This is a genomic window from Pseudomonas sp. FFPRI_1, from assembly GCF_055384485.1.
On the sequence record NZ_AP029168.1, the window covers coordinates 5171464 to 5184481 of the forward strand.

14 protein-coding genes are annotated in these 13018 nt (G+C 64.0%); 7 read left to right on the plus strand and 7 right to left on the minus strand.

From position 1 onward, the window contains the following. Positions 1–44 precede the first annotated feature (44 nt). Complete coding sequence (locus tag ACZ5BO_RS22850) at positions 45–752, plus strand: YoaK family protein (RefSeq protein ID WP_464696565.1); 708 nt, start codon at positions 45–47, stop codon at positions 750–752. 11 nt (positions 753–763) lie between these two features. Here the strand turns inward: ACZ5BO_RS22850 and ACZ5BO_RS22855 are convergent, their stop codons facing one another. Then, positions 764–1513, minus strand: coding sequence for an SDR family oxidoreductase (locus ACZ5BO_RS22855; RefSeq protein WP_025126615.1), 750 nt, complete (start codon positions 1511–1513; stop codon positions 764–766). A 182-nt stretch (positions 1514–1695) separates the two neighbouring features. On the opposite strand from ACZ5BO_RS22855, the gene tusD reads away from it, so the two are divergent. From tusD to ACZ5BO_RS22885, 6 genes are all read left to right on the plus strand, one after another. Continuing rightward, on the plus strand, positions 1696–2088 hold the full coding sequence (gene tusD / locus ACZ5BO_RS22860; protein WP_464696566.1) for a sulfurtransferase complex subunit TusD: 393 nt from the start codon (positions 1696–1698) through the stop codon (positions 2086–2088). 1 nt (position 2089) lies between these two features. Then, entirely contained in the window at positions 2090–2452 is a 363-nt protein-coding gene (gene tusC / locus ACZ5BO_RS22865; RefSeq protein WP_464696567.1) for a sulfurtransferase complex subunit TusC, read from the plus strand. Beyond that, positions 2452–2748, plus strand: coding sequence for a sulfurtransferase complex subunit TusB (gene tusB / locus ACZ5BO_RS22870; protein WP_025126612.1), 297 nt, complete (start codon positions 2452–2454; stop codon positions 2746–2748). Before tusC ends, tusB begins: the two co-directional genes overlap by 1 nt. Beyond that, complete coding sequence (locus ACZ5BO_RS22875; RefSeq protein WP_464696568.1) at positions 2745–3080, plus strand: TusE/DsrC/DsvC family sulfur relay protein; 336 nt, start codon at positions 2745–2747, stop codon at positions 3078–3080. Before tusB ends, ACZ5BO_RS22875 begins: the two co-directional genes overlap by 4 nt. After that, entirely contained in the window at positions 3077–4078 is a 1002-nt protein-coding gene (locus tag ACZ5BO_RS22880) for a glycosyl transferase family protein (RefSeq protein ID WP_464696569.1), read from the plus strand. The genes ACZ5BO_RS22875 and ACZ5BO_RS22880 overlap by 4 nt, the downstream gene beginning before the upstream one ends. An 88-nt stretch (positions 4079–4166) precedes the next feature. Next, a complete protein-coding gene (locus ACZ5BO_RS22885; protein WP_025126609.1) occupies positions 4167–5168 on the plus strand; it encodes a glutathione S-transferase family protein in 1002 nt (333 codons plus the stop codon). Positions 5169–5235: 67 nt separating this feature from the next. Here ACZ5BO_RS22885 and cysG read toward each other — a convergent pair whose 3' ends face one another. From cysG to ACZ5BO_RS22915, 6 genes are all read right to left on the minus strand, one after another. Next, positions 5236–6630, minus strand: coding sequence for a siroheme synthase CysG (cysG, locus tag ACZ5BO_RS22890; protein WP_025126608.1), 1395 nt, complete (start codon positions 6628–6630; stop codon positions 5236–5238). Further along, complete coding sequence (gene serS, locus ACZ5BO_RS22895) at positions 6631–7911, minus strand: serine--tRNA ligase (protein WP_464696570.1); 1281 nt, start codon at positions 7909–7911, stop codon at positions 6631–6633. A 16-nt stretch (positions 7912–7927) separates the two neighbouring features. Continuing rightward, complete coding sequence (gene crcB, locus ACZ5BO_RS22900) at positions 7928–8302, minus strand: fluoride efflux transporter CrcB (RefSeq protein WP_011062165.1); 375 nt, start codon at positions 8300–8302, stop codon at positions 7928–7930. Then, a complete protein-coding gene (locus ACZ5BO_RS22905) occupies positions 8299–9624 on the minus strand; it encodes a replication-associated recombination protein A (RefSeq protein WP_464696571.1) in 1326 nt (441 codons plus the stop codon). The genes crcB and ACZ5BO_RS22905 overlap by 4 nt, the downstream gene beginning before the upstream one ends. A 33-nt stretch (positions 9625–9657) precedes the next feature. Further along, positions 9658–10281, minus strand: a complete 624-nt coding sequence (lolA, locus tag ACZ5BO_RS22910) for an outer membrane lipoprotein periplasmic chaperone LolA (protein ID WP_464696572.1) — start codon at positions 10279–10281, stop codon at positions 9658–9660. 67 nt (positions 10282–10348) lie between these two features. Continuing rightward, positions 10349–12757 carry a DNA translocase FtsK gene (locus ACZ5BO_RS22915; RefSeq protein ID WP_025126604.1) on the minus strand — a complete coding sequence of 803 codons (2409 nt, stop codon included), beginning with the start codon at positions 12755–12757 and terminating at the stop codon, positions 10349–10351. Positions 12758–13018: the final 261 nt, after the last annotated feature.

Here is a 13018-nt window from a genome sequence, read left to right on the forward strand (position 1 = left end):
CCCGCACACGTCCCCGCGCAGTCCCTGAACAGGAGAACCTGACGATGCTGCCTTCCACCCTCGGCCATCACGGCGACCCCGCCCTGCAACGCGCACAAAAGTGGCGCGGTCGGATCGGCCTGGCCCTGGTGGCCGCCCTTTCGGTACTGGCAGGCATGACCGATGCCATCGGCTTCATGGCCACCGGGGATTTCGTTTCATTCATGAGCGGCAACACCACGCGCCTGGCAGTGGCCATCAGCGACGGCGATGTCGGCCTGATCCTGCGCCTGAGCCTGCTGGTGGCGACCTTTGTCGCAGGTAACGCACTGGGGGTGATGGTCAGCCGCCTGGGTGGCCATCGCGCCCTGCCCTTGCTGCTGTGTATCGGCGCGTTGCTGTGCATTGCCGCCAGTTGGCCCGGCAATAACAGCCCATTGCCGGCGATACTCGCGGCCATCATCGCCATGGGCATGCTCAACGCCGCCGTAGAGGAAGTGAACGGCCTGCCCATCGGCCTGACCTACGTGACCGGCGCCCTGTCGCGCTTCGGCCGCGGCTTCGGACGCTGGCTGCTGGGCGAACGACGCAATGGCTGGCGGGTGCAACTGGTGCCCTGGACCGGGATGTTCGCCGGTGCCGTGCTGGGAGCCCTGCTGGAACAGCGCCTGGGCTTGCAGGCGCTGTATGTCAGTGCCGTGATCTCGGCCTTGCTGGGGCTGCTGTCACTGCGCATTCCCCGGCGCTGGCAACGCAAGTACATCGGCCGCTGAGGCGCTCGGCATCAACTGAACAGGCCACCGTCATCGGTGTCGATGACGATCGACGACAGGCTGATGTGCCGTGGCCGGGTCAGGGCAAAGATCACCGCCTCCACCACATCGCGGTTGGTGCCCTTCTGGCCCTTCTGGCGCTCGGGCACCTGCTGCCATTGCTCATCCAGGGGCGAGATGTCTTCCAGGTACGGCGGGTGCACGCACAGAGAACGCACCGGAGTGCCCTTGAGCATCTGGCGCAGGCCGTCGGCCAGGGCCAGTTGCCCGTGCTTGGCCGCGTAGAACGGCAGCGACACGCTGTGCAGCGGTGCATTGGGCAAGCCGCTGATGGAGCCGATGGTGACGATGTCCGGGCGCGTCGATGCCTTGAGCACCGGCAGCAGGCCCTGGGTCAGCAGGTAGGTGCCGCTGAGCGCCGCATCGATTACCCCCAGCACCTCGCCCGCACTGTGGGGCTGCTCGCTGGCTTCCAGCCACATGGCGCCGTTGTTGATCAGGATGTCGACCTGGGGCTGGCGCACGTGGATCTCGGCCAGGGCCGCCTTGACGCTGTCCATGTTGGCCAGGTCCACCACCACCTGTTCGGCCGTGGTGCCGGTACGTTCGAGGATCTGCGCAGCGACATCCGCCAGGGCCGCCCCATTGCGACCACAGAGGATCAGCTTGCAACCCAGGTCCGCCAGGCTGATGGCCAGGGCCGCCCCCAGGCCGCGACCGGCACCGGTGACCACCACAACTGCTGATTTGAGGTCCAACATCCCTTGCTCCTTGTCCGAGATAGATTGAGGCCGTGAGTCTATCCCCGGGCACCGGCCGAAGGGCCGGACAAGCGTTACCCGATATGTCCCGCCAGCCCGGCAACAGCCAGTACGCAAAGGGGTTTAGCCGCGGCGACGCTAAAGCTTTATCATGGCGCCCAGGTTTGCCCGAAGAGTCCGTCATGAAGTTCGCCATCGTCCTGTTCTCCGCCGCCCATGCGCCCTCCTCACGCCGCGCCCTGCTGTTCGCCCAGGCGGCGCTGGCGGGCGGGCATGAGATTGTCCGGCTGTTTTTCTACCAGGACGGCGTGCACAACGCCTCGAACAGCATCGTCACGCCCCAGGACGAGCAGGACCTGCCCCGCCAGTGGCGCGAATTCGTCAGCCAGCACCAATTGGACGGCGTGGTGTGCATCGCCGCGGCCTTGCGCCGCGGGGTGTTGAACGCCGATGAAGCCAAGCGCTACCAGCGCGGAGCGGTGAATGTCGAGGCGCCCTGGGAGCTGTCCGGGCTCGGCCAGTTGCACGACGGGGTGCAGGCCGCCGACCGCCTGATCTGCTTTGGAGGGGCGTGAAATGGCCAAGTCTCTGTTGTTGATCAGCCGCCAGGCTCCCTGGTCCGGCCCCGGCGCCCGGGAAGCACTGGACATCGTGCTCGCCGGCGGCGCCTTCGACCTGCCCATCGGCGTGCTGTTTCTCGATGACGGCGTGCTGCAGTTGGCCCCCGGGCAGCAACCCGCAGCGCTGCAGCTCAAGGACCTGGGGGCCAACCTCCAGGCGCTGTCTCTGTTCGGCGTGGACGAGCTGTTTGCCTGCCACGTGAGCCTGGCCCAGCGCGGCCTCGACCCGGCCGCCCTGAACCTCGATGAGGTAGAGCTGTTGAGTGCCCCGCAACTGGCCGGGATCATTGACCGTTATGACCAGGTGATCACCCTCTGATGTCGACCTTGCATGTGTTGTCCCACTCCCCCTTCACCGATACGCGCCTGGACAGTTGCCTGCGCCTATTGGGCACCGCCGATGCGTTGCTGCTATGCGGCGATGCGGCCTACGCCCTGCAGCCCGGCACCGCCGCCTGCAACGAGTTGAGCGCCCGCCGTGGCCTGAACCTCTACGTCCTTGACGAAGACCTCCAGGCCCGCGGCCTGGCATTGCCGGACTGGGCCAGGGCCGTGGACTATCCGGGTTTTGTCGAGCTGTCGATCCAGCATGACAAGGTCAATACCTGGCTATGAGCACCTTGACTGTCGGCCCCCGGGCCATCGAACTGGACAAGGACGGCTACCTGGTCAACCTGGAGGACTGGTCCGCCGAGGTGGCCGAGGCCCTGGCCACGGCGGAAGCACTGCAGCTCAGCGCCGAACACTGGGAGGTCCTCGACCTGCTGCGGGGCTTCTATCAGGAGTTCCAGCTGTCTCCGGCCACCCGCCCGCTGATCAAGTACTGCGCCCTCAAGCTGGGCCCGGACAAGGGCAACAGCCTGCACCTGAATCGCCTGTTCAAGGGCACCCCCGCCAAACTTGCCGCCAAGCTGGCGGGCCTGCCGAGGCCGACCAATTGTCTATGACCGAATTCACTCCCCTGCTCACCCAAACCCCTGCCGAGCATCCCTTCGCCCAGTTCGTGCGGATCCTGGGCAAAGGCAAGCGCGGGGCGCGCAACCTGACCCGGGAAGAAGCCCGGGAAGCCATGGGCATGCTGCTGGACGAGCAGGTCGAGGACACCCAGCTGGGGGCCTTCCTCATGCTCCTGCGGCACAAGGAAGAGAGCCCGGAGGAACTGGCAGGCTTCACCGAGGCCCTGCGCCAGCGCCTAAATGCCCCGCCCATCGCCCTGGACCTGGACTGGCCGACCTACGCCGGCAAGAAGCGCCACCTGCCCTGGTACCTGCTGGCGGCCAAGTGCCTGGCGCAGAATGGCGTGCGCATCCTGCTGCATGGCGGCGGCGCTCACACCGCCGGGCGCCTGTACACCGAACAGTTGCTGGAGCCCCTGGGGATTCCCCTGTGCCGTACCTGGCAAGCGGTCGGCAACGCCCTGGACCAAGGCAACCTGGCCTTCATGCCCCTGGGGGACTGGGCACCGCAGTTGCAACGGATGATCGACCTGCGCAACACCCTGGGCCTGCGCTCGCCGATCCACTCCCTGGCGCGGCTGCTCAACCCCCTGGGTGCCCGCTGCGGCCTGCAGAGCATCTTCCACCCCGGTTACCAGGCCGTGCACCGCGACGCCAGCGGCCTGCTGGGGGACAACGTGATTGTGATCAAGGGCGACGGCGGCGAGATCGAGATCAACCCGGACGCCGACAGCCACCTGTATGGCAGCACCGGCGGCATCAGTTGGGACGAAGAGTGGCCGATGCTGTCAGCCCAGCGGCACGTCAAGCCGGCCAGCCTTGACCCCGAACACCTCAAGGCGCTGTGGCGCGGCGAAGTCGAAGACAGCTATCCGCAGCTTGCCCTGTTGGCGACCATGGCCCTGGCCTTGCGCGGCCTGGGCACGCCCCGGGAGCAGGCCTTCGAGTTGGCGCAGCAGTATTGGGATGCCCGGGACCGATCGATTTAATCGATCCTGACTGCCCAGTTTTTGCGCTTTTTGTTCGAACCCACAGGAATAGACTGCACTCCAACCCATATTGGCCGAGGAGCATTCCATGGGACTGCTGATCGAAGGACGCTGGCATGACCAGTGGTATGAAAGCAGCAAAGACGGTGCCTTCCAGCGCGAACAGGCGCAGCGGCGCAACTGGGTCACCGCCGATGGCCGGCCCGGGCCCAGTGGCGAAGGCGGTTTTGCCGCCGAGGCCGGGCGCTACCATCTGTACGTGTCCCTGGCCTGCCCCTGGGCCCACCGCACCCTGATCATGCGCAAGCTCAAGGGCCTGGAAAGCCTGATCGAGGTGTCGGTGGTCAGCTGGCTGATGGGCGAGAATGGCTGGACCTTCGACAAGAGTCACGGCTCCAGCGGCGATGCCCTGGATCAGTTGGACTTCATGCACCAGCGCTACACCGCCGATACCGCCGACTACACCGGCCGCGTCACGGTGCCGGTGCTCTGGGACAAACAGCAGAAACGCATCGTCAGCAATGAGTCGGCGGAAATCATCCGCATGTTCAACAGTGCCTTCGACGGCCTCACCGGCAACACCCTGGATTTTTATCCGCAGCCCCTGCGCAGCGAGATCGATGCCCTCAACGAGCGCATCTATCCGGCAGTGAACAATGGCGTGTACCGCGCCGGGTTTGCCACGTCACAACAAGCCTATGAGTCGGCTTTCGATGATGTCTTCGCCGAACTGGACCGCCTGGAGCAGCACCTGGGTACCCATCGCTACCTGGCAGGCGAGTACTTGACCGAGGCCGATGTGCGGCTGTTCACCACGCTGATTCGCTTCGATGCGGTGTACTACAGCCACTTCAAGTGCAACCTGCGGCGAATTGCCGACTACCCCAACCTGGCGAACTGGCTGCGGGAGCTGTACCAGTGGCCGGGGATTGCCGAGACCGTGGACTTTACCCACATCAAGGGGCACTACTACGCCAGCCACACCACCATCAATCCGACGAGGATTGTGCCCAAGGGGCCGCAGCAGGATTTCAGCCGCGGCCATGATCGGCAACGGTTGAGTGGACTAGGGGTTTGGTGCAGGGATTGAGGACGCTTTCGCTGGCAAGCCAGCTCCTACATCGATCCTGTAGGAGCCGGCTTGCCGGCGAAGCTTTTCAGACCTCGGACTGGGCGCCTTCGAACCAGGCCAGCTTGTCCCGCAGTTGCACCACTTCACCCACTATCACCAGGGTCGGCGCATGCACTTCATGCTCCGCCACCAGTTGCGGCAGGTTGGCCAGGGTGCCGGTGAACACCCGCTGGTTGACCGTGGTGCCCTGCTGGATCAGCGCCGCCGGGGTATCCGCGCCGCGACCGTGCTTGATCAACTGCTCGCAGATCACCGGCAGCCCCACCAGGCCCATGTAGAACACCAGGGTCTGGGCCGGGCCCACCAGATCGTGCCAAGGCAGGTTGGTGCTGCCGTCCTTGAGGTGACCGGTGACAAAACGCACGGATTGCGCGTAGTCGCGGTGAGTCAAGGGAATGCCGGCATAGGCCGAGCAGCCGCTGGCCGCGGTAATCCCCGGCACCACCTGGAAGGGAATGCCATGGGCCGCCAGTTCCTCGATCTCTTCACCACCACGACCGAAGATGAACGGGTCGCCGCCCTTGAGCCGCACCACCCGCTTGCCTTGCCGGGCCAGGTCCACCAATTGCTGGTTGATCTGGTCCTGAGGCACTGCGTGATCGGCGCGGCGCTTGCCGACATAGATGCGTTCGGCATCACGCCGGCACAGTTCGAGAATCGCCGGCGCCACCAGACGGTCGTAGAGCACCACATCCGCTTGCTGCATCAGGCGCAGGGCACGGAAGGTCAGCAGGTCCGGATCGCCCGGGCCTGCCCCCACCAGATACACCTCACCCGTTGCCTCGGCCGCCTGCCCGTCCACCTTGGCCTGCAGCAGACGCTCGGCTTCGGCGCCCTGCCCGGCCAGTTGACGATCGGCGATCGGCCCCTGGAACACATCTTCCCAGAAGGCCCGACGCTGCTGCACGTTGGGCAACAGTTGCTTCACCTGAGTACGGAAACGCGCGGCCAGGCCGGCCAGTTGGCCGTAGGTGGCGGGAATCCAGGTTTCCAGCTTGGCCCGGATCAAGCGCGCCAGCACCGGCGCATCGCCGCCACTGGAGACCGCGATCACCAAAGGTGAACGGTCGACGATAGCCGGGAAGATCACGCTGCACAGGGCCGGGGCATCCACCACATTGACCGGCACGCAACGCCGATGGGCATCGGCCGAGACCTGGGCATTGAGGGCCTGGTCGTCAGTCGCTGCAATGATCAGGGTGCAACCGTCCAGATCCGCCTCGACATAGCCGCGCAGCAGCGACTCACCGCCACTGGCGACGATCAGTTGCTGCAATTGCGCTTCTATTTCAGGTGCAACCACCCGCAGCTGCGCACCGGCATCGGCCAGCAGGCGGGACTTGCGCAAAGCAATCTCCCCGCCGCCGACCACCAACACACGACTGCCGCGAAGCGTGTGAAACAGCGGCAGATATTCCATTTAGCCGATGACCTCAAGGCCAGCCATGTAAGGCTTCAGCACGTCCGGCACGCGGATCGAGCCGTCGGCCTGCTGGTAGTTTTCCAGCACGGCCACCAGGGTGCGGCCCACGGCCAGGCCGGAACCGTTGAGGGTGTGCACCAGCTCCGGCTTGCCGGTTTCCGGGTTGCGGAAACGCGCCTGCATGCGCCGGGCCTGGAAATCGCCACAGTTGGAGCACGAGGAAATCTCGCGGTACTTGTCCTGGCTCGGCACCCAGACTTCCAGATCGTAGGTCTTGACCGCGCTGAAGCCCATGTCACCGGTGCACAGGGCCAGTACCCGGTACGGCAGTTGCAGCAGTTGCAGGACCTTCTCGGCGTTGGCGGTCAGGCCTTCCAAGGCTTCCATGGAGGTCGACGGCTCGACCACCTGGACCATCTCGACCTTGTCGAACTGGTGCTGGCGGATCATCCCGCGGGTGTCGCGGCCCGAGGCACCGGCTTCACTGCGGAAGCACGGGGTGTGGGCGACGAACTTCAGCGGCAGTTGCTTGGGATCGAGAATCTCGCCGGCGACGATGTTGGTCAGGGACACTTCAGCGGTCGGGATCAGGTACAGATCGGCCTCGCCTTCGCGAGTGATCTTGAACAGGTCCTCCTCGAACTTCGGCAGCTGGCTGGTGCCCACCAGCGCCGGAGCCTGCACCAGGTACGGGGTGTAGGCCTCTTCGTAGCCGTGCTCGCCGGTGTGCAGGTTGATCATGAACTGCGCCAGGGCGCGGTGCAGACGGGCGATCGGGCCGCGCAACAGGGCAAAACGTGCACCGGACAGCTTGGCCGCGGTTTCAAAGTCCAGCCAGCCGTGGGTTTCACCCAGGGCCACATGGTCCTTGATCGGGAAATCGAAGGCCGTCGGCGTACCCCAGCGGCGCACTTCGACGTTGCCGTCTTCGTCTTCGCCGACCGGCACCGATTCGTGCGGCAGGTTGGGAATGCCCAGCAGGATCGAATCCAGCTCGCCCTGGATGGTTTCCAGGTCGGCCTTGCCGGAGGTCAGCTCGTTCCCCATGCGCTCGACGTCAGCCATCAACGGGGCGATGTCTTCGCCACGCTGCTTGGCCTGGCCAATGGACTTGGAGCGCGCGTTACGTTCAGCCTGCAGTTGTTCGGTGCGGGTCTGCACGGTCTTGCGCTGTTCTTCCAGCGCTTCGATGCGTGCCACATCCAGGGCAAAGCCGCGGGATGCCAGACGATCCGCTACGTCCTGGAGGTTGCTACGTAACAGTTTGGAATCGAGCATGTCGTTCTCTCGTTTATCAAAGTTTGGTCAAGGACAGGCCGGCCCAGGTAGCAAGCAGCCCGCCGAATACACTCAGTGCCGCATAGCCCAGGGCCAGCGCCACTTGTCCGCTTTCCAGCAGACGCACGGTATCCAGTGAAAAGGATGAAAAAGTCGTCAGGCCACCGAGGAAGCCCACTATCAATCCGGCACGCACTTCGATCGGCACTTCCGGACGGACCAGGAACAGCCCGTACAACACGCCGATCAGCAGGCAGCCCACGATATTAACGGCCAGCGTCGCGGTATAGAAGTGCCGCGGCCAATTGGCGTTGATCCAGTTGCCGGTGGCAAAGCGCAACAGGGTGCCGGCCACGCCGCCGGCGGAGACGGCAAGGATCAATGGGATCACGGTTTTCTCCGCTGCAGGGGGCTGGCTCGGTCTAGGGCCGCCAGGTGCTTGAGCTTCTCGCCGATCTTCAGTTCCAGGCCACGAGGCACCGGCTGGTAGAGCGGCAAGGGTTCGAGTTCTTCGGGGAAATAGTCTTCACCGGCGGCGTAGGCATCCGGCTCGTCGTGGGCGTAGCGGTATTCATCGCCATAACCCAATTGCTTCATCAGTTTGGTCGGGGCATTGCGCAGGTGGATCGGCACTTCCAGGGAACCGTGCTCGGCGGCGGCGCGCATGGCGGCCTTGAAGCCCATGTACACGGCGTTGCTTTTCGGCGCGCAGGCCAGGTAGGTGATGGCCTGGGCCACTGCCAGCTCGCCTTCGGGGCTGCCCAGGCGCTCCTGCACATCCCAGGCCGCCAGGCACAGGCTCAGGGCGCGGGGGTCGGCGTTGCCGATGTCCTCGCTGGCCATGCGCACCACGCGCCGGGCCAGGTACAGCGGGTCGCAGCCGCCGTCGAGCATGCGCGCAAACCAGTACAGGGCGCCGTCGGGGTTGGAGCCGCGCACGGATTTGTGCAACGCGGAAATCTGGTCGTAGAACGCCTCGCCGCCCTTGTCGAAACGCCGACGGGTATCCCCCAGCAGGCTCTGCAACAGGTCGACACTGATTTCGCCACCGTCTTCCGCCAGGTCCGAGGCATTTTCCAGCAGGTTGAGCATGCGCCGGCCATCGCCATCGGCCGCCGACAGCAGCATCTGGAAACCCTCATCGCTGAGGCTCAGCTGGCGCTTGCCCAGGCCTCGCTCTTCGCTCAGGGCGCGCTGCACCAGGCTGCCCAGGGCCGCTTCATCCAGGCTCTTGAGCACATAGACCCGAGCGCGGGAGAGCAAGGCGTTGTTCAGTTCGAACGAGGGGTTTTCCGTGGTGGCGCCGATGAAGATCAGCGTGCCGTCTTCCACATAGGGCAGGAAGGCGTCCTGTTGCGACTTGTTGAAGCGATGCACTTCATCGACGAAGAGAATGGTCCGCCGACCGTACTGCCCGGCCTGCTGCTTGGCGATCTCCACCGCCTGGCGGATCTCCTTGACCCCGGCCAGCACCGCCGAGACGGTTTCGAAGTGGGCGTCCGAGACTTCCGCCAGCAGCCGCGCCAGGGTGGTCTTGCCGACCCCCGGCGGGCCCCAGAAGATCATCGAATGCAGGGCGCCCTGTTCCAGGGCCTCGCGCAGCGGCTTGCCCCGGGCCAGCAGGTGCTGCTGGCCGACGTACTCGTCCAGGTTGGTGGCACGCAAGCGTGCAGCCAGGGGCTGGGCGATCGGGGCACTACGAAACAGGTCCATGGACTACCTTCGAAACCTCGCGGTTGCGGCTGCTTACTCTTGGATCACATCGGCACCCTTGGGGATGTCGAACTTGAACTTGGACGCCGGGATCGATTCGTTGGCCTTGACCCCGGTGAACAGGATATTGGTGCGCTGGCCAACGCTGTCAATCAGTTGCATGTCGTTGATCATGCCGTTGCGAAACGACAGGCGCAGGCTGTCGAACAGCGTGTCCTTGGTTTTCGGCTTGAGGGTGAAGTCCATCACGCCACCGGCCTCCTTGGAGGTGATGTCGAAGCTTTCGCTGATCTTCGACACATCACCGGACAGCAGCAGCGCCGGAGTCTGGGTCAAGCGCTGGTCGAGCTTCTTGATGGTCACCTGCTCCAGGTCCGGGTCCCACAGGGAAACTTTCTGGCCATCGGAGACCATCAGTTGTTCTTGCGGTGCATCGGTGTGCCAGTAGAACAGGCCCGGACGCTGCAGGGACATCTCACCGGCGGTTTCCTGCAACTGGATGCCGCTGCCATCCAGGGTCAGCTGGGAAAAGCGCGCGGTCAGGGTCTGGGACTTTTCCAGCAACTGGGTCAGGCGCGCCACGTCTTTCGGATCGGCGTGGGCCGACAACGTGGTCACGGCCAATACCGGCAGCAGCAACATGCGAATCAGGCGCATGGAATTCCTCATAAATGGATGGGTAGGCGAGCGGCGTGAGGTCACGCCGCGGGTGTCAAAACAGGGATCAGTCGCGCATCGGACCCGGCGCCAGCACTTCGCGTGAGCCGTTGGTGTTCATCGCGGTGACCACACCGGCCATTTCCATGGCCTCGATCATCCGCGCGGCGCGGTTGTAGCCGATCTTTAGCTTGCGCTGCACCGCCGAAATCGAAGCCCGGCGGCTTTCCAGGACGAACTGCACGGCTTCATCGTAGAGCGCGTCGGCTTCCGGATCATCGCCGTCGCCACCGCCGCTGCTGCCTTCGAAGCCGCTGCCGGCCTCTTCGACGCCGTTGAGGATGTCGTCGTTGTATTCCGGCGCGCCGCGCAGCTTCCAGGCTTCCACCACCCGGTGCACTTCATCGTCGGAGACAAAGGCGCCGTGGACACGGATCGGCAGGCTGGTGCCCGGCGGCATGTAGAGCATGTCACCGTGGCCCAGCAGTTGCTCGGCGCCCCCCTGGTCGATGATGGTCCGCGAGTCGATCTTGCTCGACACCTGGAACGCCATGCGGGTCGGGATGTTGGCCTTGATCAGGCCGGTGATCACGTCCACCGACGGCCGCTGGGTCGCGAGGATCAGGTGGATACCGGCGGCCCGGGCCTTCTGTGCGATACGGGCGATCAGCTCTTCGACTTTCTTGCCGACGATCATCATCATGTCGGCGAATTCGTCCACCACCACCACGATGGTCGGCAGCTTGCTCAGCAGCGGCGCTTCGTCATGAATGCTCTCGCGGTTGTACAGCGGGTCGGTCAGCGGCGTGCCGGCGTCGATGGCTTCCTTGACCTTGGCGTTGAAACCCGAAAGGTTGCGCACGCCCATCTTGGCCATCAGTTTGTAGCGCCGCTCCATCTCCGCCACGCTCCAGCGCAGGGCGTTGGCCGCGTCCTTCATGTCGGTCACGACCGGGCACAGCAGGTGTGGAATGCCTTCGTAGATCGACAGTTCGAGCATCTTCGGGTCGATCATGATCAGCTTGGCGTCTTCCGGGCCGGACTTGAACAGGATCGACAGGATCATGGCGTTGACTCCCACCGACTTACCGGAACCGGTGGTACCGGCCACCAGCAGGTGCGGCATCTTCGCCAGGTCGGTGATGACCGGCCGGCCACCGATGTCATGGCCCAGGGCCAAGGTCACCGGAGACTTGAAGTTGTCGTATTCCGGGGTCGAGAGAACCTCGGAGAAGCGCACGATCTGCCGGTCTTCGTTGGGAATCTCGATGCCCACGGTGGTCTTGCCGGGAATCACTTCCACGACCCGTACGCTGGTCACGGCCAGGGAGCGGGCCAGGTCCTTGGCCAGGTTGGCGATACGGCTGACCTTGACCCCGGCCGCCGGCTGGATCTCGTAGCGGGTAATCACCGGGCCCGGGTGGATGGAGTCCACCGAAACCTCGACACCGAACTCCTTGAGCTTGATCTCCAGCAAGTGGCCGACAGCCGCCAGGGATTCGGGGGAATAGTTGAGCTGCTTCTTTTCTGCCGGGTCGAGGATCGAGATCGGCGGCAAGGTGCCTTCCACGGCGCTGTCGATGAACAACGGCACCTGCTTCTCTTTCTGCACGCGCTTGCTCGGCTCCGGCGCCTTGGTGGCGATCGGGGTGATCACCGGCGGCACCTGCTTCTCGCGCTCAGACATGTGCTTGCTCAGGGCCTGTTCGCGCTCGATGAGGCGTTCCTTGACCTTGGCCTGCTCACGCTTGTCGGCGACGTTAGGGGTCACCACCTCATCGACCCGGGCATCCACTTCACGCAGTTGCGCCACCAGTTGCTTGCGCTCCACGCGAGCGTCCCACCAGCGATTGGCGGCGCCCTGGAACAGTTCGAACAGGTCGAGGGTGATCTTGCCGGTGATGTCCATCACCTTGAACCAGGACAGGTCGGTGAACACCGTCAGGCCGAACAGGAACAGGGCAATGAACATCAGGGTGCTGCCCTGCACGTTCAAGGCATTCTTGGCCAGGTCGCCCAGGCTTTCGCCGAGGGCACCGCCAGCACCCGCCGGCAGCCCGGTGGCGGCATGGAAATGGATATGGGCCAGCGCAGCACCGGACAGCACCAGGAACACCAGGCCGATCAGCCGCCAGGAAAACAGCCAGCCGCTCCACTGCCAGGGCTCATGGCGCTGACGGAAGATCTGGTAGGTCTTGATCGCCAGCAGCAACGGGAAGATATAGGCGAAGTAACCCAACACCATAAACAGGATATCGGCGCTGTAGGAACCGGCGGGACCGCCGAAGTTCTGCACGTCTTCAATCTTGCTGTTATGACTCCAGCCCGGATCATCTTTCCCGTAGGTCAGAAGTGCCATCATCAGAAACAGGCACAGGGCTCCAATGGCAATCAACGCACCTTCCTTGAGTCGGTAGTGCAATTGTTGACGCCAGAGCGGAACAACAGGTTTAGGTGCTGCGGTGGATTTCTTCAAAACGCGTCTTTTCCTGCGCCATGGGCGCGTCCAACGGGTGATTGACTACAAGATACTGCTCAATCCGAGCAGGTAAATAAAGTTGACCGGCGTAACTGGGGCTACTTTTAACACTCTGCCCCTTGCTTCTGAAACAGTGCAATTCTGAATAAGCCTGGTACAGCGTCGTATTGTACGGGTTTGTTCAGGCCATGCCACTTCGCGACCGTTTGCCAAGCATAGTCAATTGCGCTGTACGGACTGTTCAATTGGAGCATGCAT